The sequence below is a fragment of the Sphingobium sp. RAC03 genome, from assembly GCF_001713415.1.
Taxonomy (GTDB): domain Bacteria; phylum Pseudomonadota; class Alphaproteobacteria; order Sphingomonadales; family Sphingomonadaceae; genus Sphingobium.
The window spans coordinates 225,574-245,531 of record NZ_CP016453.1 but is presented as its reverse complement, the minus strand read 5'-3'; the positions used below and the strand labels follow the sequence as shown (position 1 = coordinate 245,531).

Annotated in this window: 15 protein-coding genes and 1 pseudogene; 13 read left to right on the top strand and 3 right to left on the bottom strand. The window is 61.6% G+C overall.

Translation table 11 applies throughout. From position 1 onward, the window contains the following. Window positions 1–27: 27 nt before the first annotated feature. The gene (locus tag BSY17_RS20725; protein WP_237236190.1) at window positions 28–1,050 is read left to right on the top strand and encodes a DUF5983 family protein; all 1,023 of its coding nucleotides are present in this window, start codon (window positions 28–30) and stop codon (window positions 1,048–1,050) included. Between the two features lie 37 nt (window positions 1,051–1,087). Here BSY17_RS20725 and BSY17_RS01095 read toward each other — a convergent pair whose 3' ends face one another. Both BSY17_RS01095 and BSY17_RS01090 read right to left on the bottom strand, forming a co-directional pair. Further along, window positions 1,088–2,485: a DUF6880 family protein gene (locus tag BSY17_RS01095; RefSeq protein ID WP_069063997.1), complete on the bottom strand. Its 1,398-nt coding sequence runs from the start codon at window positions 2,483–2,485 to the stop codon at window positions 1,088–1,090. Continuing rightward, window positions 2,485–2,664: a hypothetical protein gene (locus BSY17_RS01090; RefSeq protein WP_069063996.1), complete on the bottom strand. Its 180-nt coding sequence runs from the start codon at window positions 2,662–2,664 to the stop codon at window positions 2,485–2,487. The genes BSY17_RS01095 and BSY17_RS01090 overlap by 1 nt, the downstream gene beginning before the upstream one ends. Window positions 2,665–2,972: 308 nt before the next feature. Between BSY17_RS01090 and BSY17_RS01085 the strand changes: the two genes are divergently transcribed. The 7 genes from BSY17_RS01085 to BSY17_RS01050 all read left to right on the top strand — a co-directional run bounded on the left by BSY17_RS01085 (window position 2,973) and on the right by BSY17_RS01050 (window position 10,013). Next, window positions 2,973–3,536, top strand: a complete 564-nt coding sequence (locus BSY17_RS01085; RefSeq protein ID WP_069063995.1) for a DUF5983 family protein — start codon at window positions 2,973–2,975, stop codon at window positions 3,534–3,536. Between the two features lie 95 nt (window positions 3,537–3,631). Beyond that, complete coding sequence (locus BSY17_RS01080) at window positions 3,632–4,834, top strand: ATP-binding protein (RefSeq protein WP_069063994.1); 1,203 nt, start codon at window positions 3,632–3,634, stop codon at window positions 4,832–4,834. A gap of 12 nt (window positions 4,835–4,846) precedes the next feature. After that, window positions 4,847–6,145: a hypothetical protein gene (locus BSY17_RS01075; protein ID WP_069063993.1), complete on the top strand. Its 1,299-nt coding sequence runs from the start codon at window positions 4,847–4,849 to the stop codon at window positions 6,143–6,145. Between the two features lie 554 nt (window positions 6,146–6,699). After that, complete coding sequence (locus BSY17_RS01065; RefSeq protein WP_069063991.1) at window positions 6,700–7,170, top strand: DUF736 domain-containing protein; 471 nt, start codon at window positions 6,700–6,702, stop codon at window positions 7,168–7,170. Window positions 7,171–7,256: 86 nt separating this feature from the next. Then, a complete protein-coding gene (locus tag BSY17_RS01060; RefSeq protein ID WP_069063990.1) occupies window positions 7,257–7,535 on the top strand; it encodes a hypothetical protein in 279 nt (92 codons plus the stop codon). Window positions 7,536–7,608: 73 nt separating this feature from the next. Further along, a complete protein-coding gene (locus BSY17_RS01055) occupies window positions 7,609–8,619 on the top strand; it encodes a DUF2493 domain-containing protein (protein ID WP_069063989.1) in 1,011 nt (336 codons plus the stop codon). A 413-nt stretch (window positions 8,620–9,032) separates the two neighbouring features. Continuing rightward, window positions 9,033–10,013 carry a DUF2493 domain-containing protein gene (locus BSY17_RS01050; RefSeq protein ID WP_069063988.1) on the top strand — a complete coding sequence of 327 codons (981 nt, stop codon included), beginning with the start codon at window positions 9,033–9,035 and terminating at the stop codon, window positions 10,011–10,013. A 460-nt stretch (window positions 10,014–10,473) separates the two neighbouring features. Here BSY17_RS01050 and BSY17_RS01045 read toward each other — a convergent pair whose 3' ends face one another. Further along, window positions 10,474–10,710, bottom strand: a complete 237-nt coding sequence (locus tag BSY17_RS01045; RefSeq protein ID WP_069064456.1) for a hypothetical protein — start codon at window positions 10,708–10,710, stop codon at window positions 10,474–10,476. 651 nt (window positions 10,711–11,361) lie between these two features. On the opposite strand from BSY17_RS01045, the gene BSY17_RS01040 reads away from it, so the two are divergent. The 5 genes and pseudogenes from BSY17_RS01040 (at window position 11,362) to BSY17_RS01020 (ending at window position 19,830) form a co-directional block, all read left to right on the top strand. After that, entirely contained in the window at window positions 11,362–11,688 is a 327-nt protein-coding gene (locus BSY17_RS01040) for a hypothetical protein (RefSeq protein WP_069063987.1), read from the top strand. Window positions 11,689–11,847: 159 nt separating this feature from the next. After that, window positions 11,848–12,147: a CopG family transcriptional regulator gene (locus BSY17_RS01035; protein ID WP_069063986.1), complete on the top strand. Its 300-nt coding sequence runs from the start codon at window positions 11,848–11,850 to the stop codon at window positions 12,145–12,147. Then, the gene (locus BSY17_RS01030; protein WP_069063985.1) at window positions 12,144–14,234 is read left to right on the top strand and encodes a type IV secretion system DNA-binding domain-containing protein; all 2,091 of its coding nucleotides are present in this window, start codon (window positions 12,144–12,146) and stop codon (window positions 14,232–14,234) included. The genes BSY17_RS01035 and BSY17_RS01030 overlap by 4 nt, the downstream gene beginning before the upstream one ends. Further along, window positions 14,231–17,185 carry a MobF family relaxase gene (gene mobF, locus BSY17_RS01025; protein WP_069063984.1) on the top strand — a complete coding sequence of 985 codons (2,955 nt, stop codon included), beginning with the start codon at window positions 14,231–14,233 and terminating at the stop codon, window positions 17,183–17,185. The genes BSY17_RS01030 and mobF overlap by 4 nt, the downstream gene beginning before the upstream one ends. A gap of 1,506 nt (window positions 17,186–18,691) precedes the next feature. Further along, a pseudogene (locus tag BSY17_RS01020) lies at window positions 18,692–19,830 on the top strand (integrase). Window positions 19,831–19,958: the final 128 nt, after the last annotated feature.

Genomic DNA, 19,958 nt, shown 5'->3' with positions numbered 1-19,958 from the left:
AGCCCTTGCGGGCTGGAATCCTCAGATGTGTACGCCAGTCCAGCCGCTGTCCGAACTGCGAACGTTCTGTCCCCTCCCGCCGGAGCCATATCAATGACCCTTTACACGCTATCCCATCTTGAAACCGCTGCTTGTCTTTGGGAAGCCGTCCTCGAACTGCGCGATCGCCCTGTGACCAATTCTGATGCAAGCAGCCGGGCGCTCGCCCTGCACAAATGCGTCGATACACTGGGCACCGCGGCGCTGCGCCTTGTCGTGGTAGGCTGGGTCGAAGCGGTCGAGGCCGCATGGCGAGCGGTCGAAGGCGAATATCCGCTTTCGTTCGACTGGGATTTTGTGCCCCGCTGGATTGCCGACACTGTCGACTGGTCAGATCCTCGCCATCCGGTCATTCGAGGAACTGCGCCTGCTCAGAACGCCAAATCTACGTTGGTTCCACCAGCAGGATATGGCGCGGCACCTCCACCCGCAATCGGGACCAGCCATAAGAATCATATTGCGATAGAGGTTCATGCTGCCGTGATCGAACATCGACATGGCATGAACATTCATGTCGCAGTCGATGCGATGGCTCTCGATGCGGAGATTGCTGCTTATTGCCGCGAATATTGGAGCGAGATCGATGACTCCCGCGACCCGAAAGCGCTGTCCGACGCCAAGGTGATATCAAGCTATTTCGAACAGCACCCCTCAGAGAGCTGCACGAAGGACCTTATACGCTTTGAGCCCGTCGCATACGCGCGACCCCTTATTGCAGGATTGATCGAGCAGGGCCGCTATTGTGTATTATCGACCGCCCATCTGACGGTCCATACCGCCTCATGCCTCGATAAATGGGCGTCCTGGCCGCCCAGCGATCGACCGATCGACATCGCAGCTTCCGTCTATGGCTGGTTCGTGCCGACGCGCGCCATCGATGACGACCGCCGTGCGCAATTGCCGCAGGACCTGCTGCGGCTCATCGCCTTCGGCCGCGCGCGCGGCTTTCAGTTCCTGCTCTTCGACTGTGACGGCAGTGACGTCGACGGACTGCCGCTCCACCATTGGTGAGTAGATTTCCATCCTGGCCACCCCGGCTTGCTCTTAATTATCCGAATTTCCCCGCGACCTGATTCCAGAAGCCGATCTTGCGTCCATGCACCTTGCGAAGATCGGCCATCCAGTCCTCATGCGACACGATGTCGGTGTCGCCTGCGATACGGTCGGACAGGGCGGCCGCCGCCGCGAAGTCCCGCGCGGCATAGGGATAATATTTCGAGCTTGCCCGGTCGAGGACGCCGGCGACCAGCCGCCGATAGAGCAGGGTGGCCCCACCCGGGTCGGCCTGCGCCAATGCCTCAGCGGCAGGACGCAGAACGTCATAAGCCCGGGCTTCCAGATCTTCGAGCCTGTCCCTTGCCAGCGCGCCGGCGCGTTTGAGATTGGGCCAGGCAATCAGGAACGCCAGCGCCGATGTCGCCCGATCGTATGCCATGGCCTGATCGAGGGCTTGCCTCTCCGCAGCGACATCCTCGAAATCGGGCAAAGCCCTGAGCCAGTCGCGCAGTGCCTGCACGTCGAGCCAGCGGTCGAAGATCGCCTTGCGCTGCGCCTGTACATCGTCCCTGCGGCCCAGCGCCTCAAAGGCACGTAATTTGAGTTCGGCAAGCTCACGCTCATTATGACCGCGATCGACCGGTGCATCGATCCAGTCAAGGGCCTCTTTCGCACGATCATGCGCGATCAGGCGGGCGGCAACCTGCGCATTGAGCAGGGGATTGCGACGATCGGGATCGACCGTTGCAATATAGGCGTCCACATCGCCGTCGAGATCGGCGAGTTTGGGTAACAGCCAGCCGACCTTATAGTCGAACTGCCGCCGGTCATTCCCTGTCTTGGCCGCCTGCCGCTTAAGCAGCATCCCGCGCAAGGTTGCGCGGCCCTTCTGCCCCAGAGCTGGAGAAGCCGCTCCCGGCAGCTCCTCGAAGACACCATAACCGTCGCCCTCGACAAGCATCAGAATGTCACCCGCCAGCAGCTCGACATTGGGTGCCTCCGCCTGGCACCATAGCCCACCCAGATCCTCGCCGCCCTGACGGAATATCTCGCCAAGCGAACCGCTGCTGTCGTCCGACCTTTCGAACACCGGCTCGGCAAGGCTCAGGAACAACCGCATGCTCTCGACCGCCTGACTCAGCGAGTGGTCGGCTAGCGGCCCCATGATCGCTTCGCGTAACTGATCCAGCTCGCGCGCGAGTGCAGGAACCTTGTCCCATTCGATGAACCCGCGCGAACGCCGGATGGTCTTCAGTCGCTTATCGATCTCGTGGGCCAGCGCGCCGCTATCCTCCTTGGCCGCCAGCTCGATGCGAACGGCGCGGGCGAAGACGGCGTCACGCTCGGCTTGCGCCAGAACAAGCCGGGCAAGGCGAGCGGGTCCCAGCGCCTCGATCGCTTCGGACGTCATCTTGCCCGCACCGCGACTGCCCTTTTTGGAGACCGCCATCAGCCGTCCTGCCCTGATACCGACCCTGCCGTTCCCTGGATCAGGGCAAGCAGCATGGCATGCAGTGCCTCCTCGGCGCGTTCGCGCCGCGCCGGATCGGTGGCGGCGATGTCCCGGCGCATCCAGTCTGGCAGGCGCCGGAGCAAGGCGGTCAGTTGCGAAGCCATATCCTTGGGCATTCCTCGTTCTTCGCAGCCGGGGACCGCTGCCGCAACAGCGGGTTGCACATCGGCCTCAACGGGCACCCTGCCCTTTGATGACAAATGGAGGGGAGGAAGAGCTGAAGGGATGGTGGGTTCCAGTCCGGAACCAGGGAGACCGCCAGCGCATGGGATAATCTGAGTTGGCTGATCCCGCTCGATCGCAAGATCGTCATTCGGGCCGAGCGTGGTGCCATCACGGTCGATTTCCTGCCGAATTGAAAGGGCGCCGGAATTTGCTCGCCGCACCTGTCGCCCCTGTCCCAACCCAATCAAGGAGACCGGCCATGCGCCGCTTCCCTGTCTGCGCCTGTTCGACAGCGCATCTTCCCTGCGCCGAGCATGACGCCATCGACCGGCTGATCCAGCATGCGACGCGAAGGCGCGGCCGGATCATCGTCGATCATCCGATCTTGTCGATCGAGGCCCACCAATATGGCTTCTGGGTCCATCTTGGCTTCATGGATGACTGGCCCGAGCGCCCCGATGGGCTTTCGCCCCAATTCTGGGCTTTGCTGGCAGACGCCCGCAAAGCCGGAGCGAACTGGCTGAGCTTCGACCGTGATGAACCGCCTTCCGATCGGTTCCTGGTCTTCGCGGCCATGCAGGCGGAGGCGACGGGCGACGCCGGGGAATCGGTTAATGCCGCGAACACTGCTGGGATGATAACGATCCGCTGTTCTGCATGTGGCAGCGCCGAGGTGATGCGCGACGCCTGGGCGCGCTGGGACGATGACGCCCAGGACTGGGCGCTCGGCGCTGTGTTCGACGCAGCCTTTTGCGAGGCCTGTGAAAAGGACGCGACGCTCTCCGAGCAGCCGCTCGATAGATCGCAGCACACACATCCCTGATCGCCAGGCCCGCCAAGGCATTGCCGCCTCAAGCCCATTCCCTCGACCAGCATCTCGGGCCGCTCTGAGCGAGCCCGGGTGAAGGAGCATATCTCATGACGATCGCCAATCATGATTTCACCCGCGACACGAAAGTCCCGCTCGGCCGCTCATCGACCAGTCCGCTCGAACTGGATCTGGGCAAGCTGATGGCGGGGCGCTGTCTGATCCAGGGATCTTCGGGCGCTGGCAAAAGCCAGACGCTACGCCGGATCATCGAAGAAGCGTTCGACTATCTCACGACCATCATTATCGACCCGGAAGGCGAGTTCGCCAACCTGGCCGCCCATATCGGCGCCACCACGGTCATCGCGCGTGACTATGCCAATGATGGCCTCACCGCCCTCGCACTTCGAACACGGCACCACCGCATCGCCCTGCATCTCGACCTTACCGATCTGGAACCCGATCATCGCATCGAGAAGGCGGCGGCCTTCTTTGCAGGGCTGCTCTCGACGCCGCGCGAACATTGGGCTCACACCGTGCTGGTGTGCATCGATGAGGCGCATCTGCTCGCGCCACATATGGCAGCCTCGGCCCGCGACGCGGAAACCCGCCGTCTGGGGGTCGCCACCTTGACGGATATGTGCGCCCGCGGCCGCAAGCGCGGCATTGGCACGATCATCGCGACCCAGCGCCTCGCCAAGCTCGCCAGTTCGGTGGTCTCCGAACTGCATAATCATCTGATTGGCCTTAACGTCTTCGATCGCGATGTTGCGCGCGCTGCCGATCTTCTCGGGTTCGGCAGCGATCAGGCGGCGCTGCTGCGCCAGCTTCCGCCTGGAGAGTTCTTCGCCTTCGGCCCGGCGCTTGCGGCAACGCCGGTGCTGGCGAAGATCGATCCCACGATCACTCCCCATATCGGGCGCACGCCTGATCTCGTTCCTGCCGCCGATCTCGACGCGGACGAGAGCCGGACCCTGCTCGATCTTGACACCCTGCGCGAGGTCGCGCCGACCAGAGGGAACCAGGTGACCTTGCGAGGCCAGCGTGCGCTCGACGCCTTCCTGCTCGATCCGGCCGCCCCCGCCGCAGCCCGTATTGTCGGCGCGCTAGGCAACATCGCGCCAAACGCCACCACGGCTGACGATCTCGCGCGCCACCTCGCATTGCCGGCGAACGATATCGATGCCGGGCTCGACCTGCTCGCTGCGATCGGTGCGTCCGACACCATGCCGCGCGGCGATACGCGGATTGCGCGGCTGTCGGCCCGGTTGCGCCTGCGCGTCGTCGATACGCCCGTTATCGGCCTGGTCTGAAGGAAGAACGCCATGACCCAGACAAGCTTCGATCTTGACGCTGATATCGTCGAACTTGCGCCGTTCATTCCTGAACGGGACATTGGCGCAACGACACCACTTGTCGAACTGGCCTTCCGTGCCGACGCATGGCTCCCCGACGAAGTACAGCGCCTGCGCGCAGCCTTCGCCGAAGACTGGACGATCGATGAGATCGCCCTATTGCTTGGCCGGTCCCGTGCGAGCGTGGCCACCCGCATCCATGATCTTGGCCTGCGCCGGAACTCGCGGCGATCCTGGATCGCATGGGAAGATGAGGAACTGGCGCGCTGCTACGCGCAGGAACCAACCGCGACGCTGGCGGCGCGCCTGGGCCGGGGTGTGAGCGCCCTCTATGCCCGTGCGCAATTGCTCGGTCTCTCCGAACCCGGATCGCCGCCCTATAGCGGTTGGGAAGATGCACAGCTTTGCGTCGGGTACGAGAAGGGTGTTCCCGTCGCCCAGATTGCCAGCCTCATCGGCCGTCCCTTCGCTGGCGTCATCTCCCGCGCTTCGGCGCTGGGGCTGCGCCATGCCTGCCAACCGGACGACTGGAGCGACGCGGAAATGGCCCGCGCACTCGCACTCGCGGCCACCGGCGCGCCCTATGTCGCCATTGCCAGGGCGCTGGCGTCTGAGGGATTTCCGGTCCGGAACAGTCGCAGCCTTGGCCAACGCCTTCGCAAACTGGGTTACGGCAGGGGGTGGGGCAGGCCCTGGAACACCGAAGAAGACGAACTCCTGCGCCACGCCTATACCAGTGGCGCGAGCCTTACGCCGTTGCGGGACCGGCTTGGCCGCAGCCCGCATTCCATTCGCTGGCGTGCAGAGGCGCTTGGCTTGCGCGGCACGCATGTCCGCCGCGATGGGTTTCGGCAGGGACCTGTCTGGACGTCCGGGGAAGAAGCCCGGCTGCAAGCGGATTATGGCAAGGTCCCGACGCGGGACATTGCCAAAGACCTTGGTCGCGGCGTGCGCGCTGTCCTCTATCATGCCAATCGCCTGGGGCTGGTGCATGGCTTCATGCGCGCGTTCAGTGCGGACGAGGATAGCGCCATCCGCAACGCCTGGACCCATGGCGTCTCGATGGTCGATGTCGCCCAGGCGCTTGGCCGCGATCCTGCCGTCATCGGTAAGCATGCCGCGCGTATCGGCTGCCGGTTCAACGATCCGGCCAGGCCGTCCCGAGGCCCCAGGACCCGGCGGGCAAATCGAACATCCGTCACGCTCCAAAGCCTGCTTGCACTTAACGCGGCTGCGGCGGTCGATGCCGACCAGTCAATCGCTGCCTGAACCTGTTCCAGCATGGAGGCCATGATGCCCTTGTTCGATCTGCCCGCCCGGTTGTCACCTTGCCGGCGCCGCTTATGCTCATTCGATCACGCCTATAAAATCGCCCTCAATCTTCGGCGGGACACGGGTATCCCGCATTATGTCATCCGCGGGATCGTCCCCCTCCAGGCCTATCGGGTAACGACACGGCCGCCGGTGTGGCCGGATCGCTGGCTGGCGATGGCCGCATGATCTCGCCTTGCGCACCGCTACCGCTACTCCCCCGACCGTAGCGCCCGCGCGGCTACCGCCGCGCCCCTAACCTCGCGCCTCATCCACCCTCGCTGCCCCCGGCGGCGCTGCATTCGCGGCCCGTCTTGCCGGGGGTTTGCGCAGATTGTGGGCCGGTCGCAGGGCTGCGGGTGGCGGAGGGGCGAGCGTCGCGCGGGAGGGATGGGGAGCGCTGTTCCCTCGGCGGGCGGCGCGGGGGGCAAGGGTGGGACAGAGAGGAGAGAAGGGACGGGGACGGTGTCGCCGGAAAATGGATTTCGAGCGACATTCGAAAGGTCAAGACGATGAACATCGGTGAAATCTTCAATCAGAACGGCCGCCTGACGGGCTCGATCGCCACCCGCACGATCGATCTCCCGCGCATCGGGCTGCGCAAGGTCATGAGCGAGAATGAGAAGGCTCCGGTCTATGAGGTCCTTGCGCTCAACGTCGCGCGTCGCTGGGTTCAGGTCGGCGCTTTGTGGGAGGCTGCGTCCAAGCGCACCGGCGAGGTTTTCCTTGCCGGCAATATCGACGACCCCAGCCTGCCCGAGCCGCTGCCGATCGCGCTCTTCCCGGCTGATCATGGCGGCTACATGGTCGCATGGCGGCGCGACACCATGCGCTCCGACTTCGGAGGTGGCATGGGGACCAGCCGCACCAACTATGACGACCGCGGCGCGCGCGATCAGGGCGGCTTCGGCGACAGCACCGCAGGGGCTGACGGCGAGCTGGCCGGTGCGGGCGCGCCGTTCGGCGAGGAGGGCCCGTTCTGATCACCCGTTGATCGGAACCCGTTCCGGGCCGGGGAGGCGTCAGGCTTCCCCGGCCCTTTTCCTTTCTTCGCATGAGGAGACAGTCCATGCCGCTTCCTTCTTTTCATGACATCGCGCCGCTCTCCGATCTCTCGGCGCTCTGCGCCGCGATCATGGCCAGTCCCGCTATTCGGGACCTGCTGGCACCCCAAAACACGCTTGCGGTCCGCTCGCCGGAGATCCCTGGCGGCGTTACATGCGGCGAAATCATCGCTGCTATTTATGACCTGCTCGAAGGCACACCCTTTGCGCCCCATGCCGCGCAAATCGTCGATGCCGTTCTGACGCGCTCGATCGCTTTCGCCCGCGCACCGAGCATGCACTGATCCGACATAATGGGGCGGGACGCCGTTGCGCGTTTGCGCCCCTTTTTCCTTTTCCATGATGAGGAGAAGTCCCATGACCCACGACCATTCGCGGCGTATCAGCCACTTCGCAGACCTGCCGGCGCTGTTTGCGCAGATGACGGCGACACCGGAATTCAAGCGCGCCTTTGGCGATCCCATCCCGCTTTCGATCATCACGCCGGGCGAGGCACCGGGCGAGCATGATATGCCCGAACCGCTCCACGCGCAGGCGGATTGCGCGGGTGTGATCGCCAGCATATTCGATCTTTTGACCGATACCCGCCTCGACGCGCTCGCGCCCGAAATCGCATGGGGCATGGTCAACAGCTTCCACTTCGTCGCTGGCAAGCTTGAACGACAGGAAGATATGCTGGCCCATGAGCTGCGCGACATGATCCGGCGCACGGAGCCTTCCGAGGTGTTCAATAGCGAATTGGAGGAGAAACAGCTCCTGTGCCAGTCGCTGACCGAACAGCGCGAGGCGGTCGAGTGCATGCGCGATTATGCCGCCGAAACTTTCCGTGTGCTATCGGGTCGCCCCTGGTCGCCGGCGCGCGGATCACGCGCATCGAAGGCCGCTACCGCTACGCAGGTGTCGATACAGGATTTCCTGCGTGCCCGGGAACTGGCCGAACGCGAGCGGTACCGCCCCCGTGGACCGATCGTTATCGCCTCGGGCCATGCCGAATGGCATGACTGGCAGCTGCTCTGGGACAGGCTCGACACGATCCTCGAACGCATCCCGCATATGACGCTGGTGACGACCGCGCAGCGCAAGGGCTTCGACGCGATCGTGGCCTCTTGGGCGGGCAATCGGGAGGTGCAACTTGTGACATATTCGCTGACGGGGTCGGGGCGCGGTGCGCCCTTCGCCCGCAATCGCAAGCTTGTGGATCTAAAGCCTGTCGAAGCCTTGCTGGGTGAGGGATCGGGTATTCAGGCCAATCTTTATCAGGCTCTGCGCAAGGCAGGCGTTCCGATCCATGCCTTCCGCAAGGCCGACCAGGTGCCGGTCGAAAAGGTCACTCCGCCACTGCGCAGCCGACGTCGCCGCGCCGCCTGACAATACATCGCTCGCATTCTGTTCGGGGACGGCGCTACGCGCTGTCCCTTTTTTCATGGAACAGATGCTGACCCTGGCGATGAGGGCAAGCGTGGCTAGCTCTCTCCCGCAAGGGCAGCGCCTGGAGGCACCCATTTGCGAATCAGGGGCATCGAGCCCCAGATTCGCAACGCCTCTTCTCTCTCTCAAGAATTCCAAGGGTGGCACGGGACCACGTCGGCCTCAAGGACGACGGGGCCCCACCATTTTTCGGGGCGGATCAGGCGCGGCGCTTCTCCTACGACCATAGTGGCCGCCCCAAAAAATCGTGACCCCCATCGCCGGCTTCGCCGGTCGCGTTCCGCGATCCTTGACCCCGCCGCTCGGAGCCCGTGCCCAAGGGGGAACCTCTTTCGTTTCAAAAGGAGGTTCATATGACGAAGATCAACCAGTCCAACCGCACATTTTCCGACATTGCTACATTCATCACGCAGGAGACAGCGGCCACCACCGACGATTTCCACGCCGCCTTCGCGTCCGATCTCGATGGTGTCCGCATCGGGCGAGGCGGTGAGGAGATGGCGACCGACATGCCCGATCCGAGGGAAGCCCAGCTCGCCGTCGAACTGATCGTCACGACACTTTTCGATGTCCTGCGGGACACGCGGTTGGAACCCGCCGCGCAACGCCTGGCATGGGGTATCGTCAACAGCTTCCATCACGTCGCCGACCAGTGGGAGGGCCAAGCCGACAAGGCGACACGGCAGGTTCAGGACCTGCTGCGTCGCGCCGACGGCAGCGAAATCCACAGCGTCGAACTCGAGCAGGCACGCGACGAACTTGAATATCTCGACGAAGCTACCGACGCGCTGCGGTGCATGCGCGACCATGCCGCCGACGTTTTCCACACCGAAACTGGGCGGCCATGGTCCGCACCCAGAGGATCGCTGGTGTCGAGCAAGCGCACCGCGTCGGTTATTGCCGCCACCGATTTCCTCGCCGCCCGTCGCCAGCGCAGAACCGACGCGCATAACCCGCAAGGACCCATCGTGATCTTCTCAGGAGGAGCGGATTGCTGGTTCGACGACCGCCTCATCTGGGGCAAGCTCGATGAAGCCAAATCCCGAAATCCGATGATGGTGCTGGCGACGACTGCGCAGGACAAGGGATGCGACGCCATGGCGGCCGCGTGGGCGGCATCGCGCAAGGTGACGCTCATAACATTCCGGCTCAGCGCAAAGCTTGGCAAGCGGGCGGGGTTTGTCCGCAACGAGCAGATGGTCGGATTACGTCCCGTCGAAGCGCTGGTTTGCGAAGGATCGGGATTGCAATCGCACCTTGCGCGACTGGTCAGGGAGAAGCGTATCCCGGCGCGGTTTGTGAGGCTCAGCGATCAGGAATGGGAGGCGCAATGACGCCCCGAGAGGATCGGTCCGGTTTACCGGGCCGATCCTCATTTCTTTTTTCAAGCGCAGCACTCGCCCCCGCTCAGGGACCCGCAAGCGGGCCCGTCGCGGGGGCGATGCGGAACCGCCAGTGCGGTCCCGGCCTCCTGCGCGCGGCTTCGCCGTGCTCGTCGCAGGGACACCCTTCGGGTGCGGTTTGGAAGGGCGGGGCGTCGCGGAAACGTTCAGCGTGACCATCAGAGGTAGGGAGGGCCATAGCGCGGAATGCCTCCTATGGCTTTATCATCCAGAATGATCGGAGCAGGGGAAGTTTCGCTGATATTCGTCGATGTGCAGAACGGGGATGCTTCGTCCCTATCTGATTTGCCCCGGAAGACCGCATAGTCATCCTGCGCTCTGATACCGACAGAAATAGGTTCATTATGCCCCACCTCTGCCGGTTATCATCAGATTGCCGCTTCGCGGCGGGTCAGGTCACCGGCGGCAACTTTTTCAGGGCCGTCAGCGCTGCGCTGCCACCAACCCGGATCGCCTGCATCATAAGTTCGCGGAACTCCCGTTCCGTAAGCGTCTCTATCGGCACGTCGTTCACCATGGCCGCATATTTGCCGCGCAGAGCGCGGCGGGCGGTTTCCAGATCTTCTGTCAGCTTGCGCTGACGTGTTTCGAGATCGGCAAGCCGATCCCTTTCGGTCATCTTTGGCATTTCCATCGTCCTTCCCCGATGGCCTGCCCGTCACACGCAACTTTGCCATTTCGACGGGCCAAAGCAAGAGCGGCTTGTCGCTTCTTGCGGAGCTGGCGGAGTGGACGGCGCACCGACGAGGCGGCGATGCTGGGATGCGAAGCCCGCTATTAAATCCCCTGATGAACGCAATCACGCTCTCGGGACCGGGCCTGATGCAAGGTCCCCTTTTTATATTCTGGGAGAACAAGCCCATGAGCTTTACCCCTCAAACCAACCCGAAATCGGCCTCCGAAAATCAGCAGAAAGGTAGCCCCGCGCCTACCGGCACGAGGCAGCGCAGCGCGAGCGCGCTGCGTAAGGCGGGACGCACGGCGCAAGGCCGTTTTGTAATGGACCCTACGCACGGGTGCTGCGGGCATATTATGCCCTGAAAACATCTAGATAAGTCTGTATCACACGTCTTACGCCGAACCGGTGGGCTGTCGTACGCGGAACACCGGGTTCCCTCGGATGAGACTATCCAATTGAGAATGCTTCGGTAATTTCGTGATACACGTCCTACACCATTCCCGATCCCGGATTGCGACGGCGCTGGAACCGGCCGGGCCGCGGCCGTTGAATGCTGGCCTAATTCATGGTCTCTTCGCGGCGGTAGAAAGGATACTGCCCATGACTGAATTAAATGAGGCATATATCAGCGACCTCCGTCAGGCGGTGGTCAAGGCGATCTGCGAAGTGTCGGCGCAAAGGCAACAATCACCATCGGCGGATAAGGGAGATACCCTCTATATCGGCTCGGCCGAAGTCTGTCAGACGCTCACGATTCTGCTGACTGAGTTTCTGGAGGGCGTCCCTGGTCTCGATACGCCCAGTGAGGTGCGGCGCATGTCGGAGGTCGTGGCCAGGAAGATCAGACTGGGGATCGGAGAAATCCGTCGGCACCGTGCGGAGACAAGCGGAACGCCGCTGCCATCGATCATCATCAAAAACAACTGATCCGCGTCAGCCCTGTCCTTTCGATGTCGCCACGCCTCCCCCAGCGCTAACGCTCTGGATGAATCTGGCAACGCGGCAGCTTGCGCCCCATGTGCCGATCCGGTAAAGTCCGATTGCTTCATGATACTTCCGAAGGTCTCCGCATAAGGAGCCCTTCGCTTGCCCAAGCTCAATTTTCGTCTCGATGAACCACTGCATGCCGCCTTGATGCGTCGTGCACATGGTGCAAATCTGTCTCTGTCGGGCTTTATCCGTAAGGTGCTCGAACAGGCGGTCGATGAGCGCAAGAGCTACGTCTTTTCCTCCCAGGATGAGATTCTCGCCACCTCGATCCAGATCCTATCGATCGTCGCCACGTCAGTCGGCCAGCAATCGCCCAAGGCGCTCGAGCAGGGTATGGCGCAGGCACGAATCATCCTTGCGGAACGCGGTCTGCTTGGTGGGGAGGATGCCTTGTGAGCATCTTTCGCAACGACACGCTGGGTTCGTGGACGCGCGGCGGGCAGGCGATCGTCCACAATGTTCGCATGACGACCCAGGTCTTTTACCAGACCATATTGGCAGGTTTCATCATCTGGGTCATCGGCACGCTCTGGTATGCGTTCGAGAAGTCGACCGAATATGAGCGGTTCGTTCTGATCAAATTGGCCGAGGCCACGATCAAGGTGGACGCCGCCGGCGGCACCAATGATCCGGTGCAGTTCCGCACCCCCGAAGGCCAGGCCTACTGGACATCGGCGGACTGGCTCGTTGCCTCCAAAATGACGAAAAAAACCTTGCATGCATTTGAAGGTTATCTGCTGCATGGCGCACTGCTGTCCGGCCTTTTCACCTTTGTCATGCTCGGATGGGCCTGGTTCTACTTCACCCGGACGGGCAGGGGACTTGGCTCCAACGAATATCTGCGCGGGGCACGGTTCGGCACGATCCGGCAGGTGAAACGTGCGCTATGGCGACAGACCAAGGGACCCCTGGTCATCGGCAATGTGCCGGTGCCTGAGGCCTATGAGCCTGAGCATATCCTGCTGTGCGGGGCGCCGGGTACGGGCAAGACCAATCTCATCGTCGGCATGCTTGATGGCATCCGCAAATCCGGCCGACGCGCGATCGTCTATGACACCGCCGGCACCTTCGTCGAGAAATTCTATCGGCAGGGAACGGACATGCTGCTCAACCCGCTCGATCAGCGCGCGGCGCGTTGGTCGCCCTGGGTCGATGTGCCACGCGATTATCATTATGATCAGATCGCGGAATCGACCATTCCCGACAAGCATGGGGATCCCTTCTGGGCCAAGGCGGCGCGGGGTACGCTGGTTGCGGTCATGCGCAAGCTGGCACGCCAGCAGCATACCTATGTCTCGGTCCTGCTCGACAGGCTGTTGCGCTCGAAGCTCAAGGATTTGGCCGCGTTCGTGACCGGCACCGACGCCGCCGCGTTCATCAGCACCGAAGGCGAACGAACATCCGCCGGTATCCAGGCCGAACTTGCGTCGGTGATGCGCAGTTTCGGTTATCTCGATGACACCGAAGACGGCTTCTCCATCCGCGACTGGGTGGAAAAGGGCGCTGACGGAAGCTGGCTCTTCATTACCGTGAAGGCGGACCAGCTCCCGTCCCTTCGCCCGCTCATCACCGTCTGGCTCGACATCGCGATCAGTGCGATCATGAGCCTGACGCCCGATCGCGACCGGCGGCTCTATTGTGTGATCGACGAACTGCCGACGCTGCATAAACTGCCGTCGCTCTCGGATTTCCTTGCCCGTGCCCGCAAATATGGTGGCTGTAGTATATTGGGTTTCCAGTCCTATCCCCAATTGAAGGCGACCTACGGGAAGGAGGATGCGGCCGCGATCACTGGCTATTGCTCGACCTGGGTGGCGCTGCGGGCGAATGACACCGATACCGCCGAGCATGTCTCGATCAACCTGGGTCAGGTCGAGCAAGTCGAGGCCAATGAGGGCATGTCCTATGGCGTCAACGACATGCGTGACGGCGTCAACCTGTCGCGCATGCAGGTGACGCGGCCGCTGGTCCTGTCGACCGAGGTCACCAATCTACCCAATCTGGTGGGCTTCCTGCGCTTTGGGCGCAATTTGCCGGTTGTCCGATTCGACAGCCGGTTCAACAACGTGCCATCGCTGGGACCAGCCTTTCTCGAACGCACGACACCCCCTATTCAAATCGACAAGGCGGGGATGCTCGTTCGCATCGCCCATGCCGAAGCGCGTGTTCGCGAAGCAATGGAGCGGGAAGCCACTCAGGCCACTTCGTCAGCGAAACAGGGTGAGATCAAGCCGGCGAAGCCATCGGCATCCTCAGAACCCACCACGATGCCACCACCGCAACCGGATCTGTTTAAGCCGCCAGCGCCGCATATCGATGCCGAGCGCGTGGAAGAAATATTGCTCGATGACGAGAATGCCGAGCTTCCCGCCTCTCCCCGCACTCTTTGGACCATCCTTGCTGGCAAGCAGGGAGAAATCCGGTCCGATCTTGTCCAGCACGGCCGTGACGACGGGCCGCGTGAGCGGGCGAGGCCAGCATGATCCAGCCCCAGCGCCTCCATGGCAAACCAGCCAATATCGCCCGCTATTATACGGTCGGCGACTATTACACCAAGGGCGGCAACGAGCCGTCTGAATGGGGTGGAAAGCTTGCGGTGGACCTTGGTCTATCAGGTGCTGTCGATCCGAAATTGTTTCGTGAACTTCTTGCCGGAAAAGTCGGCGATCAGCACCTAGGGCGGCACCGTGCGAATGGTGAAATCCAGCATCATCCCGGCTGGGACTTCGCGGTCAATGCGCCCAAGTCGGTGTCGATCATGGCGCTGGTTGCCGGCGACGAACGCGTGCTTGCCGCCCATGAGGGAGCGGTGACGGCGGCTATCTCCTATCTGGAAGAGCAGGCGCAGCTGCGCCGTCGTGATGACGGCAGGATTGTCCACGAGACGACGGGGCGCATCCTGGTCGCGCGCTTCACTGAACATGGCAGCCGGGAACTTGACCCCCATCTCCATACGCACCTTGTCTTCCTCAATATGACGAACCGCGCAGACGGCGATCCCCTGGCAAGCCTGGAAAGCAGGGTTATGTATGGCGAGCAGCGTGTCGCGGGGCAGATCTATCGCAATGCGCTGGCCTATAGTTTGCGCGAAGCAGGCTATGAAATCGATGCTAGTCCTCGTTCCGGATTATTCGAGATACGAGGCGTGTCGAAAGATCTGATTGATCAATTCTCACAGCGCGCAGAGGCGATCGAAAACCATGCGCGCGAGCAAGGGTTGGTTGGGCAGAAAGCCCAGCGTGCTTCCTTCTACGCCACGCGCAAGGCCAAGGTTAAGATCGGTAAGGAGGAACTCACCGCGCAATGGCATCAGCGAGCGGGCGAACGTCTCGAAACACTGCAAAAGATCGCGGACGTGGCGCACGACCGGGGCGTGGCACATCTGCCGCCCACTGAACGCGAAGCATCGCGGGCCGCTCTTTTCGGCCTGCGGCAACTGGAAAGTGCTGAGGCGGTCAATAATTTGGGTGACATCCTACGCACCGGTCTCGCCGCGCATGTGGGAGAGGTCCGGCTCGATGATACCCGCCCTCGGATCGAAAAGCATGAGTTGGCGCGCAAGCTGCTATCGACCCATGAGCCGACCGGTGACAGGATACTGACCCGTGGGCGCACCAGCCGCAAGTCCTGGCGACTGGAACTGGCGCTCACCCAACATATCGCGCTGGGCCTTAACGATGGACGCCCGATCGCGTCGAGCGATCGTTTACTGGCCGTGCTTGAAGGCACATCGCTCAACAAGGAGCAACAGGGCGCGCTGGTCGAGACGGCGCTGACGCGAGATCGCGTTACCGCAATCCACGGCGTTGCCGGATCTGGCAAATCGACCTTGGTGCGGATCCTGGGTGAATCAGCCGAGCCGGGAACGACGCTGATTGCTCTCGCCCCCACATCGTCGGCCGCCGCGGAACTGGGGAACAAGGCAAAGATTGATTTTCATACAGTCGCCAGCTTCGTGGCGCGGGGCGGGCTGGGGATCACTGAGCGGCATGTTCTGGTACTGGATGAGGCCGGGCAGTTGGGCAATCGTCAGGCCCAACGGTTGCTCGAAATCAGCAGGGCAACAGGCGCACGGCTGTTGTTCCTCGGAGACGAGAAACAGACCGGTGCGATCGAGCAGGGAAAACCTTTCTGGCTGATGCGTAAACTGGGCCTGCCGACGGTCGAGTTGACGCAAGCCGTTCGGCAGGAAACCAAATCGATCAAGGCCGCAGTCACCGCCGCGCGCGGAGGGAACTTTGCCGAGGCGCTGGCTAGGCTCGATAGTGTCAGCACCGTTGACGACAATGAAAAAATGGCCGAGCATGTGGTCGATGCCTGGATACGGCTCAAGTCGGAATCACGGGCTGGCACCAATATTCTTGTCCTCGACAATGCGACCCGGCTCATCATCAACAACAAGATTCGCCAAGCGCTGAAAAACGAGCGGCGCTTGGCGGCTGATAATAGCCGACTTTCTATCCTCGCACCGGCGGGCCTCACCGATATCGAAAAGCATATGGCCCGCTTTTACGGAACGGGGCAGGTGGTGCGCTTCGATCGGGACATGGTCGGCTTCGGTATTACGCGGCACGCCGATTATCGCGTCGCAGGGCTCGGACGTGAGGCCAATGGTCGGCAGGTCGTGCGATTGGTCGACGAGCAAGGGCGCGTCGTCCGCTGGGACCCGCAGACGACGAAGGCCCGGCACATCAATTTGTTCAACCCTGAAGAACGGCACCTCGCCAAGGGTGACCGGATCCAGTGGCGGCTCGTCAATCGCGAACTTGGCCTACGCAACGCCGAGCGTGGCACCGTGGAAAAACTTGATGGCTCGCTAGCGACGATCCGCTGGGATCGGAACGGTCATGTGCAGCAGGTTGATCTGTCGGAACACCGGACCTGGGATCATGGCTATGCAGAGACCATATATTCCGCGCAATCCAAGACCTATCCGCGCGTCTTCGTGCTGGCGCCGGTCGAATCTCCGTTGGTCAATGCCCGAAACTTCTACACTGCCATTACCCGCGCGGCATTTGGCGCGCGACTCTGGACCAACAATGTCGAGGAACTGATTGCCAAGCTTGAGCGCCAATCAGGAGAAAAGACGTCTTCGTCGGAAGGATTGGGTCGGCTGAAGACTGACCGCGTAGATATATTCTCGAAACGCCGGGAAGGTCATCTGGCAGGTATGAGGGCCGAGCAAGAGCGATTCCGAATGGAGCGGCGCGATTGGGCGCTTGAGCGACAACTTCACTATCATGATCGCGCACCCCGTGGCGCGGCCGAGCATCTTGCCGAAGGTGCCCGCAGCATCGCACAGCTTCTCGACAGCTTCCTCGAAAACATTCTCGACGGCGCGCGCATGGACGCAAGGGCACCCAAAACCGGCATCGAACGGGAACACCAATTTCCTGCGCTCCGCCCCGGACCCTCTCATGGTCCCGAACGATGAGGTTACTGCCCATGTTTCCTTCCGTGTTCGATGTTCGTCATTGTCAGGGGCTCCCGCGTCATTGCGGGCGGCGGTGCCAGGCAAGGACGATGGCGTTGCAATTATGCGGAGCCGATCGGCAACAACGACCACAAATGCTCTATACTCGCTTTAGGGCAATTGATCCTCCCGCGCTTCAGGATCTCCGACTGTCCGCCTTCGGAAAGCCTAGCCATATGTCGGTTCGCAACCGCCGATATACCGCGGATGTCAGGATCGACGATGCTAACTGCTTGATCCTGGCGAAACGTTGCGGAGGTGCCATCCTGCCTGACTACGTCACGGCGTTCGATACGGTAGGTCAGAGCCGGAGAAGGCAAGGCATCTTGATCCGTATGAGTCCACCCAGACCTCACAGCCGGATATCCGTCGATCATAGCGTCACATGGGATAAGGTTACAGAGCGAAGCCGGGCCGGAAACACTCCTGGAGGGTAGGATGGGAAGGATGATGTCACACCGAATCCCCAAGCTGTTATGTACGGCAGTGATCAGTATCGCATTGTATACCGCTCCTGCATTTGCAAAGCCCGCTGACGCAGAAGACCTGCGAATTTCCTCCTGCATTCGGCAAGCCTCGCTTGGTCAGCCATGGTTGGAGAAAACGCTCTGGGGACTACGCGATCAGGAGGCGGGCTGGATCGGCGCTGAAGTTCGTAATCGCAATGGCTCTCATGATCTTGGACCTCTACAGATAAATAGTTGGTGGATACCTCGCATCGCTGCGCTTGTTGGGCATTCGCCTAGCCAGGTTCGATATTGGCTGCGTTTTGATCCCTGTTTTAACGCGGAGGCTGCACGGTGGATATTCTTATCCGCCTTGCGCTCGACGGACAATTACTGGAAAGCGATTGGCATCTATCACAGCCCGACGGCATGGCGGCAGACGCGCTATCTGAATTCCGTAGCTCGCCATATGCGGACCAGATTTGGGAATGCAGTATTTCGCCCTAAATAGACGGACGCCACCATGATTCGCCCTTGCTGACTGGACCGTATGGCTCGTAATGGACTAGGCTCAACCGCCATATCAGCCGAAGGTGCGGAGAAGCCGATTTCTGGCGCCGAGGTCGTGAACCCACGATGGGCGTACACCGCAGGTGCCGTTGTCAAGATACCCAGCACCGCAACAAACTGATCCCACTTGCCAAATTGTCTAGAGAATATGACAGAACCGGCTAGGGTAAATAGCCTGAACGCGACGAGTGAAATAAATGATAATCTGAATATTACCACAGTAACGCAAATACTCGTGGATTCGGTTATTTCTTTTTACGATGGTCTTCAGGATCGGACCCTTGATAATTGCAGTTATCACATGTACATATTTGACGACCCTTTATAATATGCGTTACAGATCACGCCGATGGATTGCCCCATACACCTCGACGACAACCCCCTGATTGCGGGGGAACTTGAGCCAGTGCCGACGGCGTCGGCCGAAGATCTCTCGTGGGCGGTGGTCAAGATGCGCGCGGTCGAGCGCATTATCGTCAACGAACTGCTTATCGCGGCCTATCAGGCGGCGTCCTCGCCACACAGCATTTGCGCGCTCAAGTCCGACCTGGAGGCGTTCGACGCCTGGTGCCGGCGCCACAATCGGATCGCGTTGCCGACAACCCCGGAGACAGTGGCAGACTATCTCGATGCTCGCGCGGAGCAGGGGAGCAGGGGAGCAAACCCGCTTCGCTCGGCCGCTACAAGGCGTCGATTGCCAAGATCCACCTGCTGCTTGATCTGAAGGATCCGACACCGGCGCCACTGGTGAAGTTGCGGTTGCAGGCGATCTGTCGCCGGCTTGGCACAGCGCAGAAGCAGGCGCGGTCGCTGCGGTTCAAGGGGCCAGTAAGGAATATCGAGCGCGACGAACCACGCGGGCTGAATGTGCGGGCGCTGCTGGAAAGCTACGCGGAGGATTTGCCTGGGCTGCGCGATCGAGCATTGCTCTCGGCCGGTTACGATACCGGGCTGCGTGCCTCGGAACTGGTGGCGATTGAGGTTGCGCATATCATCGAGGCAATCGATCCGGAGGCGCGGCTGCTCAGCATTCCGCGCAGCAAGGGTGACCAGGAAGGGGAGGGGGCAACTGCCTATCTCAGCCCCCGGACGGTGCGGGCGATTGCGGCTTGGCTGGAGGCGGCTGGGATCGAAAGTGGGCCGGTGTTTCGATGCGTGATTGTGCGGCGGTACAAAGCAAAGGCGGCGGTGCGGGGCCGGTCGATTGACAGCATCTCCGGGCGTGAAAGCTGGGATCTGCGCAAAACTTTGTCGAATCGGGCGGTGCCAGCACGAGTCGAGTATGATGTGGGGAAGGGGGCTTTTCACCCTGCGTCGATCGGACCGATCTATCGAGCGATGATCCAACGGGCATTCGATGCTGGCGCGTTGCCCGATCTAACGAAGGACGATATGACGCGGTCGCTTAAGGGGATCAGTGCGCACTCGACGCGGGTCGGGCTCAACCAGGATCTCTTCACAAGCGGTGAACACTTGGCTGGCATCATGGACGCGCTGCGATGGAAATCTCCACGTATGCCGCTGGCCTACAACCGTAACCTGGCGGCCGAGCAGGGCGCGGCTGGTCGGTTGATAGCAAAGACTGGATAAGGCAGCTCAGTGATGGTCAGATTTGGGCTATTTCCCGTATGCCCTCGGCCCATTGGAGAAGGCGGCTGCTCAAGACGTCGTTTACCAGTCTCCGACATATCTGACTTAAGGTTGCACTGATGTGGCCC